The organism is Streptomyces sp. SID10853 (assembly GCF_010548145.1).
Classification (GTDB): Bacteria; Actinomycetota; Actinomycetes; order Streptomycetales; family Streptomycetaceae; genus Streptomyces.
Map to the genome: position 1 here is coordinate 18852 of NZ_JAAGLN010000007.1, position 18968 is coordinate 37819.

General features: G+C 66.6%; 13 protein-coding genes and 1 pseudogene. 6 read left to right on the forward strand and 8 right to left on the reverse strand.

Annotated features, from left to right (window positions below):
• Positions 1-72: 72 nt before the first annotated feature.
• Positions 73-2322 (forward strand): serine/threonine-protein kinase, encoded by a 2250-nt coding sequence (locus G3I19_RS03370; protein ID WP_164259296.1) that lies wholly within the window; start codon positions 73-75, stop codon positions 2320-2322.
• Positions 2323-2410: 88 nt separating this feature from the next.
• On the opposite strand, the gene G3I19_RS03375 is transcribed toward G3I19_RS03370, so the two are convergent.
• Positions 2411-6958 carry an FtsK/SpoIIIE domain-containing protein gene (locus G3I19_RS03375; RefSeq protein WP_164259298.1) on the reverse strand — a complete coding sequence of 1516 codons (4548 nt, stop codon included), beginning with the start codon at positions 6956-6958 and terminating at the stop codon, positions 2411-2413.
• 243 nt (positions 6959-7201) lie between these two features.
• On the opposite strand from G3I19_RS03375, the gene G3I19_RS03380 reads away from it, so the two are divergent.
• On the forward strand, positions 7202-7501 hold the full coding sequence (locus G3I19_RS03380; protein WP_164259300.1) for a WXG100 family type VII secretion target: 300 nt from the start codon (positions 7202-7204) through the stop codon (positions 7499-7501).
• Between the two features lie 238 nt (positions 7502-7739).
• On the opposite strand, the gene G3I19_RS03385 is transcribed toward G3I19_RS03380, so the two are convergent.
• The 7 genes from G3I19_RS03385 to G3I19_RS03415 form a co-directional block, all read right to left on the reverse strand.
• Positions 7740-8630 (reverse strand): hypothetical protein, encoded by an 891-nt coding sequence (locus G3I19_RS03385; RefSeq protein WP_164259302.1) that lies wholly within the window; start codon positions 8628-8630, stop codon positions 7740-7742.
• Between the two features lie 7 nt (positions 8631-8637).
• Positions 8638-9327, reverse strand: coding sequence for a hypothetical protein (locus tag G3I19_RS03390; RefSeq protein ID WP_164259304.1), 690 nt, complete (start codon positions 9325-9327; stop codon positions 8638-8640).
• A gap of 19 nt (positions 9328-9346) precedes the next feature.
• A complete protein-coding gene (locus tag G3I19_RS03395) occupies positions 9347-10255 on the reverse strand; it encodes a hypothetical protein (protein ID WP_164259306.1) in 909 nt (302 codons plus the stop codon).
• Between the two features lie 11 nt (positions 10256-10266).
• Entirely contained in the window at positions 10267-11535 is a 1269-nt protein-coding gene (locus G3I19_RS03400) for a putative T7SS-secreted protein (RefSeq protein WP_164259308.1), read from the reverse strand.
• A 1-nt stretch (position 11536) separates the two neighbouring features.
• The gene (locus G3I19_RS03405) at positions 11537-11767 is read right to left on the reverse strand and encodes a hypothetical protein (RefSeq protein WP_343234974.1); all 231 of its coding nucleotides are present in this window, start codon (positions 11765-11767) and stop codon (positions 11537-11539) included.
• 636 nt (positions 11768-12403) lie between these two features.
• Positions 12404-13381, reverse strand: a complete 978-nt coding sequence (locus G3I19_RS03410) for a hypothetical protein (RefSeq protein WP_343234968.1) — start codon at positions 13379-13381, stop codon at positions 12404-12406.
• 50 nt (positions 13382-13431) lie between these two features.
• Positions 13432-14094 (reverse strand): hypothetical protein, encoded by a 663-nt coding sequence (locus tag G3I19_RS03415; protein ID WP_343234969.1) that lies wholly within the window; start codon positions 14092-14094, stop codon positions 13432-13434.
• A gap of 829 nt (positions 14095-14923) precedes the next feature.
• Between G3I19_RS03415 and G3I19_RS03420 the strand changes: the two genes are divergently transcribed.
• The 4 genes and pseudogenes from G3I19_RS03420 to G3I19_RS03435 form a co-directional block, all read left to right on the forward strand.
• Positions 14924-15670 carry a hypothetical protein gene (locus G3I19_RS03420; RefSeq protein WP_164259312.1) on the forward strand — a complete coding sequence of 249 codons (747 nt, stop codon included), beginning with the start codon at positions 14924-14926 and terminating at the stop codon, positions 15668-15670.
• A gap of 39 nt (positions 15671-15709) precedes the next feature.
• A complete protein-coding gene (locus tag G3I19_RS03425) occupies positions 15710-16540 on the forward strand; it encodes a hypothetical protein (protein ID WP_164259314.1) in 831 nt (276 codons plus the stop codon).
• Positions 16537-17847, forward strand: coding sequence for an ATPase, T2SS/T4P/T4SS family (locus G3I19_RS03430; RefSeq protein WP_164259316.1), 1311 nt, complete (start codon positions 16537-16539; stop codon positions 17845-17847). The genes G3I19_RS03425 and G3I19_RS03430 overlap by 4 nt, the downstream gene beginning before the upstream one ends.
• Before the next feature lie 10 nt (positions 17848-17857).
• A pseudogene (locus G3I19_RS03435) lies at positions 17858-18766 on the forward strand (type II secretion system F family protein); the annotation flags it as partial.
• Between the last annotated feature and the right edge of the window lie 202 nt (positions 18767-18968).

Genomic DNA, 18968 nt, shown 5'->3' on the forward strand with positions numbered 1-18968 from the left:
GACGTCGCGCCGCACTCTCTATGGTGTCGGAGGCATCGCGCTTGACGAGCAGACACCCTAAGGATCGCTGACATGGACCCGTTGCAGCCGGATGACCCCCGAATACTGGGCAACTACCGGCTGCTGGGCCGGCTCGGTGCGGGCGGCATGGGCCGGGTGTATCTGGCCCGCTCACCCGGCGGGCGCACCGTCGCGGTGAAGGTGGTGCGTCAGGACCTCGCCGCGGACCCGGCGTTCAGGCAGCGCTTCCGCCACGAAGTCGACGTGGCCCAGCGGGTCTCGGGCCGGTACACCGCACCCGTGGTGGACGCCGCCCCCGACGAGCCGCTGCCCTGGCTGGCAACGGCGTACGTCCTCGGCCCGGACCTCACGGACGTCGTGGAGGCCCACGGGGCCCTGCCGGAGCACACCGTACGGGCCCTGGGCACCGGCCTCGCCGCTGCGCTGCAGGAGATCCACGCGGCCGGCCTGATACACCGTGACCTCAAGCCGTCCAACGTGCTGCTCGCCGCCGACGGCCCGCGTGTCATCGACTTCGGCATCGCGCGCGCGGTGGACGGAAACCGTATGACCCAGACCGGAGTTGTGGTCGGCTCGCCCGGCTTCATGCCGCCGGAGCAGGCGCTGGGACAGGACGTGGGCACGGCCGGGGACGTGTTCTCGCTGGGTGTGGTCCTCGCCTTCGCGGCGACCGGGCGCAATGTGTTCGGCGACGCGATCGCTCCGGCCGCGATGCTCTACCAGGTGGTGCACGCCCAGCCGGATCTGACGGGCGTCCCCAGGATGCTGACCGGCCTGATCCGCGCCTGCCTGTCCAAGGAACCGGCGCAGCGCCCCACCCCGGCGGAAATCCTCCAGTCGCTCGACCCGGGAAACACGGGCGAGGTCTTCACGGACTGGCTCCCCTCGGCGGTCTCATCGACGATCGCCACCCACGCCTCACACATCCTGGACCTCGAAACCCCGGCGGGGGGAAGCACGCCGCTTCCTGCGTCCCCGGTGCCGCCTCCGGCCTCATCGGTGCCCGGTACCTATGGGCCCGCGCCGACTGCCCTGAACTCCCCGGGCGCCGCACCTTCGGGGACTCCCACGAGCGCGGTGGCGAAGCCGTCCCGCCGCCGGTTCCTGGGCATCGCTGCGGGGGGTGTCGCAGGAGTCGCGGTCGTGGGGGGTGGCGCCGCCTGGCTGCTTGCCAGGGAAGACGGCGATACGGCGGCGGTATCCGACTCGAAGACGAAGAGACAGCCGGAGCCGGAGGTCTTCACGACCCCGCCGAACGGCATGGCGCCACGGCCGCTCTGGCACGTGAAGGCGGCTCACCTCAGCCGCAACTACGGGGAGCCGCCTACCGCGTTCGGCGAGGTCTTCGTGGTCGTAGGAAGCACGACGGCCGGCTACGACGTCAGGACAGGCAAGCAGAGGTGGGCCAGGAAGGGCCTGGCCGGAGCCGGTGACAAGGCGACGGTATCGGGCCACACGCTGTACCTCCCGGGCCAGCAGTACGACGGCACGATCGTCGGCTACGACATCCGTACCGGCAAGGAGAACTGGCGCACCAGGCTCGGCGGGAAGATGCGCTCGAGCCTCTATGTGGCAGCAGTCGACGCCACCCGGATCTACGCCATCGCCGACCTGGTGGAAGGCGACGCGGCCCAGCAGCTCAACAACATCGTCGCCATCGACATCCGCACGCGCAAGGTCATCTGGAGCGAGCAACGGGACGCGGGTACGCAGCAGTACGTCGATCTGAACGTCGGCGGCGGATGCCTGGCGTACACCCACGGTTCGACGAGTGACGCCAAGTACAACCTCACAGTCCGGGACGCCAAGGGCGGCCACCAGCTGTGGAACCGGAAGATCGCCGACGACCAGGTCAAGCCCACGGTCTTCGGAGGCATGGTCTACGTAGGAGGCCCCGGTGATCTGCGTGCCGTGGAGCTGAGGACCGGCGACGACAAGTGGACACTCCCTGCCGAGGGCCGCCGGGGATTCCGCAGGCCATCGGTGCTCGGCGGGGTCCTGTACGTCATGGACTACGACGGGGGCGTCTGGGCGGCAGACCCGAGGACGGGCAAGAAGCGCTGGATGGAGGATCTGGGCAGCCGCCCCTTCGGCGACCAGATGGTGCGCGCCGGAGACTCGCTGTACATCGCCTCTGTCTTCGACAAGGGCGGGATCTACGCGCTGAACGCCAAGACCGGCAAGTACCGCTGGGACTACAACGACGGTGTCTCGGACAATGGCGAGTGGGAGATCACGCAGACGGGCAACCGGCTGTTGGTGGCGCATTCGGACGAGCTGTACGCCCTGCCCGCCGTGTGACTGGACCCGCCGTGTGACGGGTGAGTACCCCGTCCAAGCGGTGGAAGCGGGACGGGGGACACGGTCCTCCCGTCCCGCTCACACCAGCTCACATGGGCGTGACCACCGTCCACGCCTCGCCGTCCCCGAGGTGCATGAGGCCCTTTCCAGGGGCGATCGGCCCGCCGACCATGCTGCGCGTTGTGCGAATGCCGATCAGCTCGCCACTGGAGGAGTCCTGGGGCGAGAGCAGGACGCCCCGGCGCCCCTTCTTCGCGTCGACCTGCCAGCCGCTGAACCCGCTGCAGACCTCCTCCTCGTCCCCCGCGATGACCAGTGCCAAGCCCTGCTCGGCGCCTCGCTGGATGATCCGCTTGAAGACGGAGGAGGCGTCGCAGTCCTCCAGGGACTCGCCGTCGTCCACCAGGACCGCCACCGGAGCCTCGAGCGTGGCCGTCGAGATGGCCTCGGTGAGATCGTCGCTGTCGATGTCGTCGTCCGTGAAGACGTTCAAGACACCTTCCTGGCCTTCGAGTTGGCGCATCGGTGACTGGCGGGGTGCCGCGATCACCAGGCGAACGCCCTTGCTCAGGAACGAGCGAGCCAAGTTCAGCAGCACCGTGCTACGGCCCGACTTGGCGGGGCCTGCGATGACGAATGTCGGCACCCCCTGGGCCAGATCGGGGCCGAACGCGATCAGGTCGTCGCCACCTACGCCCACCAGGCCCCAGAGAGGGGACTGCGACACGTCCGGGTCGCGCATCTCCCACGCGGATGCGAAGGAGATACGGCTCGGCAGGCTGTCGACCCGGAACGGCCTCCGGCTCCGGGGCACCGCCTCGTCCCGCGCGCTCGCGAACTCGCCGATGGCGCTCAGAGCGGCCGCCTGCCCCTGACCGGTGGAGTCCTCGGCAAGCAGAGCGAACTGCGTCTCCGTGGCCGACTCGTTCTTGAAGGCACGACCGGGCGGGATCTCGTCCGGCACCTTCCTGGCATTGATGCCCAGCATGGAGAAGTCCGAACGGTCGGCCAGCCGCAGGCCGTACTTGTCCTCGGTCAGTGAGGCGATCCGTCCGATGAGCAGCTGACGGTCGCCGGCGATCACCATGTGCACGCCGAGGCTTGAGCCTTCCCGCATGACCAGAGCTACCTGGTCCGTCAGCTCACCGTGATCGACCTCTCCCAGCGTGGGCAGCCACCCCTCCCAGCGGTCGAGGAGCACCACGATGTGCGGCAGCCTCTCCTCTTCGGGAACGACCGATCGCTGTTCGCCGATATCGGCGAAGCCCTTCTCCGCGAGAAGTTCCTGTCGCCGGGTGATCTCGCCCTTCAGCCGGTTGACCAGCCGAACGGCACGCTCCGTCTGTGCACGACCGACGACTGCGCCGCAGTGGGGCAGGCGAGTCAGGGCGTTGAGAGCTCCGTTACCGCAGTCGATCCCGTACAGATGGACATCGGCGACCGAGTGGGTACGTGCGAGCGAGCCCGCGATGGTACGCAGCACCTGTGAGCGGCCACTGCGGGGCGCACCACCGAGCAGCAGGTGCCCGAAGGTCGTGAAGTCGATGGAGACCGGGCGTCGCGCTTGGTCGCTCGGGATGTCCTCGACACCGTACGGAGCGGGCGCCAGCGCACCGGTGCTACTGGCCGCCGGTACCTCGTCGAGCAGAAGTGTCTCGGAGAGTGCGGGCAGCCACGGGCTGTGCTGGGGTGGAATCCGCAGGCGTTCGTTGGCCTCCCGGACCGCGTCCACCAGGACCTTGAGGTCGGTGATCTCCTCTTCTTCACGCGCTTCGGACTTGGGCTTCCGCAGCGCGGCGCGTCCCAGTTCCTGCCAGTCGAGCAGGCCCGCCCACGGGGCTATCGCCGCAGGGTCGGCGGCCCCCGGCCGCCGGCCGCCCACACGTCCCGACTGGAACGGTACGAGGGACGACGCACCGAGACGTACGTAGGCACGACCCGGGGTGTTCTTGGAGATGTTCCCGGCTTCGGGGGAGTCGATGACGTCCGTGGACTCGGCGGCGTCCGTCACTCGCAGCGCTATACGGAGGTTGGTGTTGGCGCGGATCTCGGGCGAGACGACACCACTGGGGCGCTGAGTTGCGAGCAGAAGGTGAATGCCGAGCGAACGCCCACGCTGGGCGATGTTCACGAGGCCGGTCACGAAGTCCGGCAGGTCACGCACCATGGAGGCGAACTCGTCGATGACGATGAGGAGTCGGGGCACCGGTGCGTGTGAGGGATCACGGCGTACCAGGTCCTGGTAGTCCTCGATGTCCTTGGCGTCGGACGCGGCGAGGATGTGTTCGCGCCGTTTGAGTTCGGCGCCCAATGATTCCAGGGCCCGCTCGACCAGGTGAGCGTCGAGGTCGGTGACCATTCCCACCGTGTGCGGCAGCTTCACACAGTCCTTGAACGCCGAACCGCCCTTGTAGTCGACCAGGACGAACGTCATGGACTCGGGTGTATTGGCGACCGCGAGCGCGGCGACGATCGTCTGCAGCAGCTCCGACTTACCGGAACCGGTGGTGCCGGCGATCAGCCCGTGCGGACCGTCGCGGCGGAGGTCGATACCGAAGGGTCCGTCGTACGACTCTCCGACAACGGCCATGGTCGACTGGCCGCCCGTACGCCAGCGTCCCGCGACTGCTTCGCCCGTCGGCGGCTCCAGCTGGAGCACATCGAGCAGCCGGCTGGCGCCCGGGAGCGCCGAGTCCTCGGCCTCCCCGCTGATGTCCCGCAGGGGCGAAAGCGAACGGGCGAGCCTCGCGCTCCAGGCCGACGACACGAAGTCCGGACGGACATCGGCAACCCGTGCCGAGTCGGTCTGCTCGACGCGCAGCCGCAGCCGTGGAGCGCTCTGCGCAGCCTCGGTGGCGGTGGCTTCGGTGGCATGCCATGCCTGGAATGAGGGAAACCCCCCCGGCGTCCGGGGGGCAGCCACTCCGGCCGGTGCCGGTGTGGTGCGGAGCTCCTCGGAGCGCGGCTCGGCCACCACGATGGCCTGGCACTCGCCCGGCAGGAACCGGTCCTCGGAATCGAGGCACACGGCGTACATCGCCACTGCGGGGCCTTCGCGGAGCAGCCTGACCACACCCGGCATCGACCGCAGCCGACGCGACCCGTCCCAGATGACGACGATATCGGGATCAGAGAACGATGCCCCCTTGTTCCCTGTCTCCTTGGCCGCTTTGCGCCGTGCGTCCAGGAGCTGTGTGAGTTCACCGATGCGGGCGCCGACGGTCTCGGCATCCGTACCGATCAGCACGTTGGTGTCATGCGCACCCGAGGGCCGCGCATGCGGCAGCCAGCGGACCCAGTCCCAGCTCTCCTGCGCTGTGCCCTCGGTCAGCACGTAGACCTGTACGTCCACAGGGCTGTGCAGGACCGCGGCCTGGGCCACGGCCCATCGGGCGAGTGCGCGCGCCGAATCCCCGGGCCCCGCAAATCCGATCACCCCGAGTTCGGCCAGCGGCAGAGTGACGGGGGCGTCCTCGATCTCCCAGGTGACCTGTCGGCGGTGGTCGTCCTGCTCGGGGTCGTCGAGTACCACCTCGGACGGCAGCCGTCCGGTTCCCACGCGGAGCAGCAGGTGGTCACGGTCGGTGCGCCGCCGTTCCCAGAGCCGGGTGCGGGGGCCGGTGCTGAGGGAAAGCACCAGGGCCGGATCGGGGTTGAAGCGACGGCGGTCGAGCCGCTCGGCCACCAGAGCGTCCTGCGCCTCGCCGTCGATCCTGGCCTTGTGTTCCTTGTACTCCTTGACCTGCTTCGCGTGGGACTTCCGCCCCTGCTTCTTGTCCATCAGGTAATTGCCGACGAGCATGATCGGGCTCATCACGGCCATGACCAGGTAGTACCAGCGTCCGAAGAGCAACGCCATGACCACGGCGGAAACCAGGGGGAAGATCGCCATCAACCAGGGAAGTGGACGGGTCTCACGGTCGCGGGGTGGTGTCGGCAGCCGGAAACGGGTCTCCCGCTCTGGTGGGCGTAGTCGCGGCGGACGGTTGTAGTCGAGACCGGCGCCGTCCTCGGACCACTTGAGCGCGGCGTCCGGAGGCGAGTACCGACCGATCTCCAGCAGCGAGTTCCCGACGGCCAGCTGGCTGCCGAGCGGCCAGTTGTCCCCCTCCGGTTTCTCGCCGTCGAGGCGGATGCCTTCCTTGTCCGTGTGGAACACGACCTGGCAGGTGCCATCGGTTGCAATCGACAAGGTGGCGGCCCGCGGGGGAAGCTCGGGGTCATCGATACGGATGTACGAAGCCGGGCCATTGCCGATCTCGTAGCGTCCGACCCCGAGCCGGTGTACGGCGCCGGCCGCGGGTCCGCCGGCAACACGAAGCTCGACGAGGCCCGTGGGTTCGCCGGGCAGGCATCCTGCCGGGTCGTGAAGACTCACGACCGCGCCTTCTCGCAGGGGTGAGGTGACGACCGTGGCCATGGGATCGAGGGCGTACCCGTCCACATAGACCAGAGGCGACCCGTCAGCGGTGCCACGCGGACCGCCCAGGGGGATGATCTGCGCGCCACCGCCATGCCCGACATGGTGGGCCAATTCGCGCGATATGTCCCCGACCGAGGACTCGGGATCGATATCGAGGACCACGTCGGCGCTGGCACCGCCGAGCGGATCGACGACGGTCAGAGTCAGGCGCACCTTTTGTCCTCCCCATGGACCTGAGGCTGCTCCGGAACGCAGGCAACAGTGCCAGTGACGATAGCTGCTGGACCCTTCCCGTCGGCAACGGGCTGTGCACCGGTTCACGGATCCAGTGGGCCCAACGAGGGTGTGCTCCGACTGGGCCCACCCGTAAGCTTCCACTCGAGCGGACAATCCGATGATCCGTGTCAGGAGCCACGGGGGTTGGCCCTGCGGCGAGTTAGAAAGTGAGTGTGCCTCATGGGCAAAGACGCCGATATCACTTATGACGAGATGCACAAGGCCGCCGGCCACTTGACCAAGTCGAAGACGAAGCTCGACGAAACGCTGGACCACCTCGAGAAGTACATCGAAGGTCTGGTCAAGGACGGCTACACCACCCGCAAGGGCTCGCAGGCGTTCGAGGACTCCTTCAAGGAGTTCACGAAGGGCGCGAAGGACACGATCGACGGCCTGACCGGCATGTCCAAGTTCCTCACGAACGCCGCGAAGGCGTACGGAGACCTGGACGACGAGCTGGCCAAGGGCTCCAAGGGCTAACAGCGGCCCTTAACCGGTCGCTCGGCGTCCCCGGTGCGACGGCCCGCCCGTCGCACCGGGGAACCCCTACCGCCCGTGGTTCGCGTACCGCCCGTGGTTCGCGCCGATGGCCCGGGTTTTCGTCCCGGTCGCGGCACGTTCCCCCGGTGAGCGCGCGCGGTGATGAAGGCCGGATGTTGCGGCCGTAAGGGGCCCCAAGTGTGTGGGGGAGAGAAGCGGAGATGGAGAGGCCGCCGCTCTACAGATCGCCCGGCTTGGGCTTGGCCGGACCGCCCGAGGGACTCATGAGGATCGAGTGCGTCTCGAAGAGCCCCTGTCCGGCTTTCGCCGGTACGCGGCAGTCGACCTGGACGATGCCGCTTTTGAGCAGAGTAAAGGTGGGCGGCTCGGCGTTCTTCGGGAGCTCTTGACGGAAATCCCGTACGCGGTACCGCTGGCCCTCGGTGAGATCGGCTTCGGTGAGTGCGTGGATCGAGCCGTTGATCAGCTGGGCCAGATGCCCGGCGCTGTCCGGGGAGCCCGTGAACAGGCGGATCCAGGACCCGTCCCGGAAAACGATGCGGATGTCCGCACTGATCTCACTGAACTTCATCTGCCGGGCCTCCGAGATGTCCTCCCTGGAAACTTCCCAGAGCTCGTCGGCCTTGCTCAAGGTTCCTTGCTGGTTGCCGAGGAAGACGAGCCGGCGATCAGTGAGCACAGCGTCCGTGGTGTAACCGTCCGGGCGACGCGAGGGATCCAACTGCCAAGGGACGGTACGCGCGAGCGTCCCGGATGCGGCCCACATGACAGGGAAGTCCTCGACCTCGTTCTCGGGCTCCTCCGGATTGCCTCGTACAGGCACGTCCCCGAACGGCGAACCCAGCGCCCCACCGAAGCCGGCGACAAGGTTCGCGATGAGCGGGATACCGACGAGGAAAGCACGACCGGTACGGCGTGCGGCTCGGTCTGCTGTCGACCGCGGGGCGAAGGTCGGACCGGCCGGCCACCGGGGCAGTTCCCTCTGGATGTCGGCGCGGTCGAGGTTCCGGAACCAGCGCAGGCCGGAAACTGTGGGTGCGAGCCCAGTCGCGAAACTGGCCGGCGAGCGAAGCAGAATGCTCTCCTGCGGAGCGGCGTACCAGTCCATCGTTATATCAGCCTCGGAGCTCGGGCGATTCTGTTTCCGTCGAAACTTCAGACTGGGCGGACTCTTCGGGCGGGGCGAAGGAGATCGTCTGGAGGATGGCTGCCACCATGTCGCAGAACTCGCCCCAGTAGTCCACGGAGGCTGTATCGAGGGTAAAGACTGCCGTATATGGTCCTGTCGGGAACGGGATGTAGACCTGTATCTGCCCCGTCATGAGTTTGGTCTCTTCGCCAGAGGCGGTGACTTCTGGGCTGAGGGTGACTTCATGCATTCTGACGCACGTAACCGCCGGACCACAGGGGAGGTCCAGCCACCGGGCGTCATTATGAGGATCGGTGGACAGGATGGCCAGAGTCCCTGTGGCTGCGACGTCAGGGTCGCTTTGGTCAGTTTCTACTGCAGCCACGGTGAAGGAACATTGGGCGACGTTGCCTTCTTCGGTAGAGAAGAGGCCCATCGCGGAATATGCGAGACCGCTGTCTCCCATGTACTCCGCGATGGCGGAATAGTAGGGGGCAGCAGGTTCCCAGATGGACTCATCGCCGCCCGAGTAGAGTTCTCTGACGAATTGATGGGAAAGAGCGGCGCGCTCTTCTGGGGTGGGGGCGATGGGTAGGCTATGAAGGCCTAGCGGAGCGATGAAAGAGAAGGGTGGAACTATGCCGACGCCGTCGATTACCGAGGTAAGAGTGACCATGGTACTTCCGGTTTAGAGATCAGACGTCGATGGGGTTGAAGCCCCCGCGCCTGCCTGCCTTGCTCATGAGTGAATAGACCTTGAAGATCCCGACGTCTGGATTGATCGGTTCCGTGGTGGTGACCTCGATCAGGAAATTCCCGCTTGGTCGGCGTGTGATCACAGGGCTCAGCGTAGCGTCCCGGTCGGTGACTGAATCAACGTAAGACTGAACGTAGCCACGTTGGCGTGCTGTCAAAGTATTAACCGGTACCAAGTCAGTCGGATGAGCCAGGTGCCGCAGGACGGGCCAGTTTATGCGGCGACTTGGCGGGGCGAGTCTGCACCATGAACCGTCGGCGAAGCAGATCTTTGCCTCTTGGCCTACGTTGCTGTACCGCATGCGCTGCACGTTTTTGATGGTTACGCGCTCGACTTCCCAGAGGAATTCATCCTGTGAAGGATCGTCGTCACCAAAACCGACGATTACCAATCGCCGATCCGTAATGATGGCGTGTGTGCGGTATCCCTCGGGGCGTCGGCCGGGGTCGAGCTGCCAAGGAAGTCCCTGGGCGATACTGTCGGAGTCGCCCAGAACGACCGGGAAGTCCTCGATCTCATTCGGAGGGTCCTGTGGGTGTCCGGGGCCCTCGCCTGCCCCCGGAAAGAAGCTGCCCGTTCCGCCGAGACCTTCAAGGGCACCTGCGATGAAGACATACAGCGCGCGTAGCCCAAACAGCCCCGCTTTACGAACGGGGTGCGGCTCCTCCGGTGGGCGGGCCGTGAAAGAGGGGCCAGCAGGCCACCCGGCCAGCTGTTGCTGAATGTCGTTTCCCTGTATGTCTCGGAACCACCTCATACCGGCTACGGCCTTGGCTGTTCCCGTAGCGAAGACGATCGAGTCACGTGCGAGGAGGGTCTCTCGCGAGTCGGGTTTCCAGGTGGCCATCGTGAGTGCTCTCAGTGTGAGGAGGTGGCTTGGTGGAGGCGGTCCCCGGGGTGTATCGCTGCGCCGATGTGCTGGGGAATATGTAGTGCCTTGGGGCCAATTTTGAAGGTGGCATCGAGTGCGCGCCCGCCCATGCTCAAGGGGTCGATGGCGATTTTTCCTCCCGTGATGAGTTTCAGACCCTTAGTTCCGACCATCTGACCTTGGTGGTAGCCCGCCTCTGAAAGCCCTGCGAGCTTACTCATCGCACCGCTTTCGTGGCTAATGATGCCAATATTGCCGAACTTCCCACCCAAAGCCACCTTTTTGCCGAACAGTGTCAGGCCACCCTCGACCTTCCCGGCTAGTTCACCGGTAGCAAAGACATTTCGGACGCCTGCAGCGAGTTTCGCCCCTTTGAACCCCTTGCCGAACTCGCTCGCGGCGCGAGCCGCTGCCACGGTCTCGTCCGCGACCTTGACACCCTTGCCGAATGCTCCCACGCCTGGCAGTAGGCCGAGTGCGTCCATGCCCATGTCTTTCCAGCTGACGTCGGCGCCCCCGGCCTTGGCGATGGAGTGCGAGAGCAGGGCGAGTCCGCTGGTGATGAGAGCTGCTGCGCCGAAGATGGCGCCGAGCGGCTCGAAGGGAAGGGTGATGATCGCCAGCATCCCGAGAATGCCGCTGAGGTCGCTGAGCAGGTCCCCGATCGCTTTGATCAGGTCGGCGTGATCCTTGATCCATTTCCCGGTGGCGTTCCAGGCGTCCTCGACGCCGTGTACGAGTTTGTCCCAGAAGCCGGGCTCGTTGGGTGCGATGTCGCCGGCTTTATCCAGTTCCTTGCTAATGGCCCCGGCGGCCTTGTGATAGCGGGACTGCAGGTCGTCGACGTCGCCTTCGGCATCGTTGACAGCTTGGCCTGCTTTTCCGTCCTTGTCGGGATGCTTCTCGTCGACTTTGGAGAGGTCGTCGAGTGCCTTTCCCGCGGCCTTCTCCAGGCGATCTGCTTCGTCTTGGAAGTCCTGGAGTTCGCCGGCCCACCGGTGAAGCGCCCGGGATGCCTTGTCGAAGGAGTCGTGGCTCTTCTTGATCAGTGGTGTGACGTCGGTCGAGATGTGCTCAGTGAAAGCAACGGCAGTCTTGCCCTTCCAGGCGCCGCACTCGATGCGCTGCAGTTCGTTCAGTGACGTACCCAGTTCGCTTGCCAGCTTGCCGAGTTGCTTGGCGAGGTCCCTGGTCTGCTCCACGTCGCCCGGAGTGGGATCCCAGCCGATGTGGGGGAAGGCAGGCCGCTTGGTCACGTCACTTGCCCTTCGGCTTCTGAGGCTTCATCGACTCCGCGAGATCCAGGTCCAGCTTGTCGAAGGACTTACCGATTTTGTCGATCATCTTGACCGCGTTATGCGTGTGCTTCCCGAGCTGCTTGACGCCGTAGCCCCATTCGTCGGCGAAGTCATGCACGTCGTCCACGAGCTGGTGCGCGCCGACGACGGAACCGTCGGTACCTCGCAAGGTTTTGCGCACATCGGACATTCGGCCTGAGACGGTTGAGAACGTCTTCCTGAGGTCATCGAAGATCGTGCCGTCGAGTCGTAGGTCAGTCATGCCGTTTCCCGGTTCGCGTCATCGATTGATGCTCTGGAATCTCTTGAGTGATGGAGCTATGGGCGTGACGAACAATGGTAGGTCACGGAGAGAGTACTGATTAGAGGTCGTGGGCTGCTGGTGGATCCTTGCCCAGGAGGTGCTGACACTGGCCGAGTTGACAGATGCTTCTCTCTCCCTGTCGTCGATTCTTAATGTGGAAACCTAGGAGGTTCCGTAAGGGCCTATCGCGCCTCCTCCCGTAGTTTTCGGGAGAGCGCCGGCCATCGATGTTCTGGACCTCCCTTGGTTCTCGGCGTCCCGTTCGCTCGTGGGGCAGTTCGCTGGGGCGCTCTGAGCCCGGCTGGGCTGCCGTGTCGGCCGTCCGGAGACCTGCGTGGTCACATAGCCTTGTCACCCTCTATCTGCCCGAGACCCTGTTCCTGGGTGGAAGGCCGGATCGGTACTCGAAGGTGTGAAATCTCCAGTATAAGAGGACAGTTGCTCCCCACTGCCAAGTAGTGGTATTGCCCGTCGACTCCGTCGTGAACCGTGGCAAGCCGCACGGTGCTGTCGAGGAGCAGGTCAGCGGTTGATGGCCTGGATCTCGTCGACTGTGACGTCCTGAGTGGTGCCGAACGAGCCGTCAGGAAGCTTTCCGCCGGTATTTCCCGTGCCGGTCCAGCTGATCGACCAAGTGATGGTCGCCTTGAGTTGGAATGGCCCGTTGCTACCCGAGGCGCGGAGGTAAGTAACACCGCAGGGCGGTGTCTTGTTGGCGTCCCCCTTGACGTAGGGCGTGCCGATGGAGTCATTCGCGAATGAGCATTCGCCGGATGCGGGGTAGGTCTCGGCATCCGCAGTGCCTGGCTCAAGTTTCAGGGACTTCGGTGTAGCGGTAGTGGTTGCGCTCATACCTGTGAGTGGCACATACGCCGTGACCGATACTGGCTTGAAATTCGTTTTGTCGAGCCACGCCCAGGTAGGAAGGTTGACCTTGGTCGCACCTGCCGGTGCAAGGGTTACCTTTGTGTCCGGGACCCGAATCTTCGCGTAAGCGATGTGAGAGAGGATCTCTGTCGTTATTGCCCGTCCCGCGTCCACGGGGGGTGGGTCACCCTTGTCCACCCAGAAGGTCTCCTTGTCGCAGGAGTCCCAGCCCGGTGGGAAGTTCTCGTTGACTCCCGCAGTCCACCAATACCCCTTGTCGGCCTTGGCCATGTTGAAGTCTTTGTAAGGGTGGCCATCCGCGTAGTGGTGGCGCTGCTTGGCATCCCACTCGGGCCCGGTGGATTCGAGAGACCAGGTGTGCTCCTGATCCTTCTTGAACTCCGAGGCGGTGTAAGTGGGGGCGTACCAGCACGGAGGCGGTGTCCAGTTGGAGACAGGGGTGAGTGGACCTGTGGATGGCCCTTGACCGTTGTTGTCCGTTTTGGTCAGGACCCCTCCGCCTTCTACTCTTGCTTCGAGGTCCTGCCCGTGCGCATCGCCGGAAGGCGTGGGATTCTGGGCAGTTCCGTCGAAGGTGTCGTCGGCGAATCCTGTGCCGGAGGCCGAAGCCACAAGGGACACCCCCAGTGCCCCTGCGACTATGTACCGCTTGCAGGTTCTTTTCAGGGCTGGCACTTGTCGCTCCCCACCTGTGAGTACATCTTCTCGATCACCCAGATGCCCTTGCCGTTCTTGCGTAGAGCAGTGTTGTAACCGACGTAGCTCTTCGAGGTCACCGGGGTTTTCGCAACCCTCCCGTCCTTGAGATATTTGATGTACGCCTTGCCCTGGTCCTCGCAGTAGCTGAACGAAGCGGTTCCGTCCTTGTTCAGCGTCACGGAATCATCGTAAAAGCGGTAGTGACCGGTGGTCCGAGCCTTGTGGGCCACGTACTTCTTGATGAAGACTTCCGTGCCTGCCGCGGCTTCCCCCTCGTAGTAGAAGACGTAAGCAGGGTCTACGGGCTTCTGCTTGGCGATCGCCATGTCGACGGCTTTGATGGACTGTTCGCCATCGGACAGGATTGCGTCTTTGTTCTTATCGCCGGTCTTCTGCCAGTCGAAGGTGTAGGAGATGTCCGCAGGCAATTCGATCTTCGGCCGTCCGGGAGATGGAGGCGCCGATGCCGACGCGCTGGGCGAAGCCGACTTGGATGTCCCCTCGCCGGCACCGGCGATCTTGTCCGGCTTCTTCGACTTGTTGTCGTCACCTCCGCCGCACGCGGTCAGCAGAAGTGCGGCCGCCGTCACTAGGGCGGCGGCAGCGGGCAGGGTGCGGCGGTTCACGGGCGACTCCCGGTCGGGTGGGTGTGGGCGTGCGGTCGTCGACGCTAGCCGGGCGGCCCTTGGTTTCACCAGAGCGAATTCGCCACATCGCCGGGATAGTTGGGGTGTTCCGGCCTTAATCGTCCAATCGCGCCGGGATTCCTGAGATCTCGGTGGCCTGAGAAGTTTCCGGGGACGGTGAGGGCTGCGGGGGTTGCGGGGTCTGCGGGCGTGGGCTCTCAGGATCTGCGGGCAGCGCAGCGGGCAACGGGCAGCGGCATCGGCATCGGGCTTCGGCCCCGGTCGTCATCCCCTGGATCCCCGGCCGTCGCCCCCCGGATCCTCGCCCGAACCGCCGCCCCCGGCGGAACATACCGGCCCCGCTTCATCGTCCTCCCCGGCCCCGAATGTGATGGCCGTGCACACATCCGTAACCGTCCCCGTTTGCTGTCGCACTCGTCGCGTGCGCGCCCTTCGCGGCCTGGAGGGCCCCGATCCCGCGTGCGCCCCGAAACCTTGGCGGATGCAACCGCCGCCCCCCGGCTCCCCAGCCCCGAAGGGGAAATCTCGTGAAGCTTTGACCCGCCCGCGAGGTCAGCCCTTTCTGACCGGTTTGGACCGATCCTGGTGAAGCGCGTGAAGTTCGCGATCCTTATCTCGTCTTGAGGCGCTTATGTGCTGCTGCTACGGTGCGATGACTTGACAGCCTCCGGTGGCCTGGGGATCGGAACCGGATAAATGGCGGCGAAGTCGACTCGCTTATGGCGTGCACGTCATGGCGTACCTGGCGTCGTAGAGATCCAGACGCAACAGTCGCAGAGAAACATTCGGGGATTCGGGGAGAAGCGGCGTGAAGGTCCAGGAGCGCACGGGTGCAGGCAACCACAGGGTTCCCTCACCCGCCCAGTCGGCCGGAGAGCGGCTTCCCACGGTCGCCCGTGAACGCAAACCCGCTCTCGCCGCGCTCGCCGTTCTGCTGATCCTCGTCGGTGCGCTGGGAGCCACCGTGCTGGTGCTGCGCGCGGGCGACCGGGTCGAGGTCGCCAAGCTGACGCGCAACGTCGAGGCCGGCGCGCCGATCACGAACAGCGACGTCACCTCGGTGATGGTCGCCGACGACGACTCGATCCACTACATCAAGTGGGACCAGCTCGGCACGGTCGAGAAGACCCTCACCGCCAAGAGCGCCCTCTACTCCGGGTCACTCCTCGTAGGCGAGATGTTCACCGGCGAGAAGGGCACCCCCGCGGGCAAGGCCGTCGTCGGACTCTCCCTCAAGGACGGTCAGTACCCCGTCGGGATCAAGGACGGCGACACCGTCGCCATCTACCGGGTGGGCGACCGCAGCGGCTCCAGCAGCTCAAGCTCCAGCAGCGGCAGTCAGTCCGGCACTTCGGGCTCGTCCGGTTCGTCCGGCGGCAGCGTCATCGTCGCGCGGGCCACCGTCAGCCACGCCGCCACGCCCAACGCCTCCACCATCAGCAGCGGCAATCTCGCCGTCACCGTCCTGGTCGACGCCGACGAGGCCGCAGCCCTCTCGCAGGCCGCATCCGCAGGGGAAGCCGCCATCGTCGCGGTGCCCTCCCACAACGGCTGACCGACGGACCCCAGAGGAACGCAGAGGAACGCAGAAAACATGGCGCTCATCGCCCTCGCCGCAGACAAGGGTTCGCCCGGAGTCACCACGGCCGCCCTCGCTCTCGCCGCTGTCTGGCCCCGGCGGGCGCTGCTCGCCGAGGCCGACCCGGCCGGCGGGGACCTCGTCTACCGCACCACCGCATCCAACGGCGGCCCCCTCAACCCGAACACCGGTCTGCTCTCCATCGCCGCGGCCGCCCGCCGCGGGCTCGCAGCCGATCAGCTCTGGGACCACGCCCAGCCCATGGCCGGCGGCCTCGAACTCCTCGTCGGGATCGGCTCGGCCGAGCAGGCCGCCGGGCTCGCCGGTGTCTGGCCCACCCTCGGGCACGCCTTCTCCACCCTCGGCGACTCACCGCACGCACCCGCCGACGTCATAGCCGACTGCGGGCGGATCGCCGGGGGTTCACCCGCGATCGACCTGCTGCCGCACGCCAGTCTCGTCCTGCTCGTCGCCCGTACGGAACCGGAGCACATCGCCCGCGTACGGGACCGGGCCGCCGCACTCGCCGCCCAGCTCCACGGCGGCGGGCAGCGGGGTATGTCGCAGCTCGCGACCCCGCTCATCGGGGTTCTCCTCGTCGTCGAGTCGAGCGCGTCGGGGAAGATCGCCCACCAGGTCAACGACATGCTCGTCGCCGCGCAGACCGGTGCCCGCGTCATCGGCACCCTCGCACACGACACGTCGGGCGCGGCGCTGCTCTCCGGGCGCGGCCGCGGCCGGCTCGACAAGTCGCTGCTGATCCGCAGCGCCCGCAAGGTCGCCGCCGACGTCCACCAGCAGTTCGGCGCGGCCTGGTCGCAGCCGGGCGCCGGGGCCGGTCGATGAGCGACGTCGTCGACCACAGCCTGGTCAAGCGGTACCGGCAGGAGGCCGGCGACCGGATCGCGGAACAGCGCCGTATCGACCAGGTCAGCAACACACCGCCGATGTCGGGGGAGGACGAGCGGCAGTACGCGCGCGCCGTCATCGCCCAGATACTCGAGGAGTACGCGCGCGCGGAGATCAACGCCGGGCGTACCCCCTTCGACGCGGAGACCGAGGAGCAGTACGCGGCGGCCGTGCACGCGGCGCTCTTCGGAGTCGGGCGCCTCCAGCCGCTGCTCGACGACCCCGAGGTCGAGAACATCGACATCAACGGCTGCGACCAGGTCTTCGTCGGATACGCCGATGGGCGCGAGGCCCGTGTCGACCCGGTGGCCGACACCGACGAGGAACTCGTCGAACTGATCCAGGTGCTCGGCGCCTACTCGGGGCTCTCGTCCCGCCCCTTCGACTCCGCCAACCCCCAGCTCGACCTGCGGCTCCCCGACGGCTCCCGACTCTCCGCCGTGATGGAGGTCGCCCGCAGGCCCGCCCTCTCCATCCGTCGCGCGCGGATGGGGAAGGTCTTCATGGCGGACCTCGTCGGCAATGGCACGCTCACCCCCGAACTGGCCCACTTCCTCGCCTGCGCGGTCCGCGCCCGTAAGAACATCATGATCGCGGGCGCCACCAACGCCGGCAAGACCACGCTCCTGCGGGCCCTCGCCAACGAGATCCCGCCGGTCGAGCGCCTCGTCACGGTGGAACGCGCGCTTGAGCTGGGGCTCGACCAGTTCCCCGAACTCCACCCCAACGTCGTGGCGTTCGAGGAGCGGCTGCCCAACTCCGAGGGCCTCGGCCAGATCTCGATGGGGGAGCTGGTGCGCAGGTCGCTCCGTATGAACCCCTCGCGCGTCATCGTCGGTGAGGTGCTCGGCGACGAGATCGTCACCATGCTCAACGCGATGTCGCAGGGCAACGACGGCTCGCTCTCCACGATCCACGCCAACAGCTCCAGCGAAGTCTTCAACCGTATTTCCACCTACGCGCTCCAGGCCAACGAACGGCTGCCCATCGAGGCCAGCCAGATGCTGATCGCCGGAGCCGTCAACTTCGTCGTCTTCGTACAGCGCCGCAATAACTTCGAGAGCGGCGGCCGCCTGCAGCGTGCCGTCACCTCGGTCCGTGAGGTCAACGGCGTCGACGGCCGCGTCCTCTCCAGTGAGGTCTTCGCGGAGACGCCCGACGGGCGGGTTCTGCCGCACGCCCCCGTGGCGTGCCTCGACGACCTCGCCGTACACGGCTACCGCCCCTCAGGGGCCTGGGGGTGAAGGAGACCGTATGAATGGCATCTCCTCGTTGGGCGGGTTCTTCGATCCGCAGCTGCTGTACGCACTGGGGTGCGGGATCGCGGCGGGCGGCGGTCTCGCGCTGCTGATCCTCGCGATCCGCGGCTTCGAGCCCAAGCCCGGCCATGTACAGGCCGAGCGCGGCGAACGCGCCCGCGAACTCGTGCAGTTCATCGGCCGGCGCGGCTCCATCGCCGTCGGCGTCGGACTCGTCGTGCTGCTGCTGACCCGCTGGACCGTGGCCGGTGTCGCCGCCGGGCTGCTCGTCTTCTTCTGGGACCGTCTCTTCGGCGGCGCCGCCCAGGAGAAGGCCGCCATGCGCCGGGTGGAGGCGCTCGCCGGCTGGACCGAATCGCTCCGTGACACCATCGCGGGCGCGGTCGGCCTCGAACAGGCCATCCCGGCCTCCGCACGTGCCGCGGCCCCCGCCCTGCGCCCGCACCTGGACGCGCTGGTCGACCGGCTCCGTGCCCGGATGCCGCTGCCCGAGGCCCTCCAGTATCTCGCCGACGAGATCAACGACGCGTCCGCCGACATCATCGTGGCCGCGCTCATCCTCAACGCCAAGCTGCGCGGCCCCGGCCTGCGCCAGGTGCTCGGCGCGCTGTCGAAGTCGGCGCGTGAGGAGATCGACATGCGGCACCGCGTGATGGCGCAGCGCTCGTCGACCCGGCGCAGTGTGCAGATCGTGGTCGTGGTCTCGGTGGCGTTCGTGCTCGGACTCGCGGTGTTCAACCGGGACTTCGTCTCGCCGTACGGTTCGCCGATGGGCCAGCTGGTGCTGGCCGGGGTGTGCGGTCTGTTCGCGCTCGGCTTCTGGTGGCTGCGGAAGCTGTCGGTGATCGAGACGCCCGAACGGTTCCTGGTACGTGCCGAGCCCGAGGTCCGGTTCGTACGCCCGGACGCGGCTCAGCAGCAGGGCGGGCAGCAGGCACCGGTCGGCCACCAGCAGGCGCCTATTGGTCAGCAGGGCGGTGGCCCGTACGCGGGTGGCCAGCAGGGCGGCGGTCAGCAGGGCGGCGGTCAGCAGGGCGTCGGTCAGCAGGGTGGTGGTCCGTACGCGGGGGGCCCGCAGCCCGGGGGCCAGCATCCCGGGGGCCACC

What these genes read in the sequence shown, in the direction of transcription:
- G3I19_RS03395 (WP_164259306.1), bottom strand. Translation starts at nt 10,255, where the DNA reads ATGGCCACCTGGAAACCCGACTCGCGAGAGACCCTCCTCGCACGTGAC.
- G3I19_RS03385 (WP_164259302.1), bottom strand. Translation starts at nt 8,630, where the DNA reads ATGGACTGGTACGCCGCTCCGCAGGAGAGCATTCTGCTTCGCTCGCCG.
- G3I19_RS03370 (WP_164259296.1), top strand. Translation starts at nt 73, where the DNA reads ATGGACCCGTTGCAGCCGGATGACCCCCGAATACTGGGCAACTACCGG.
- G3I19_RS03405 (WP_343234974.1), bottom strand. Translation starts at nt 11,767, where the DNA reads ATGTCCGATGTGCGCAAAACCTTGCGAGGTACCGACGGTTCCGTCGTC.
- G3I19_RS03390 (WP_164259304.1), bottom strand. Translation starts at nt 9,327, where the DNA reads ATGGTCACTCTTACCTCGGTAATCGACGGCGTCGGCATAGTTCCACCC.
- G3I19_RS03380 (WP_164259300.1), top strand. Translation starts at nt 7,202, where the DNA reads ATGGGCAAAGACGCCGATATCACTTATGACGAGATGCACAAGGCCGCC.
- G3I19_RS03430 (WP_164259316.1), top strand. Translation starts at nt 16,537, where the DNA reads ATGAGCGACGTCGTCGACCACAGCCTGGTCAAGCGGTACCGGCAGGAG.
- G3I19_RS03425 (WP_164259314.1), top strand. Translation starts at nt 15,710, where the DNA reads ATGGCGCTCATCGCCCTCGCCGCAGACAAGGGTTCGCCCGGAGTCACC.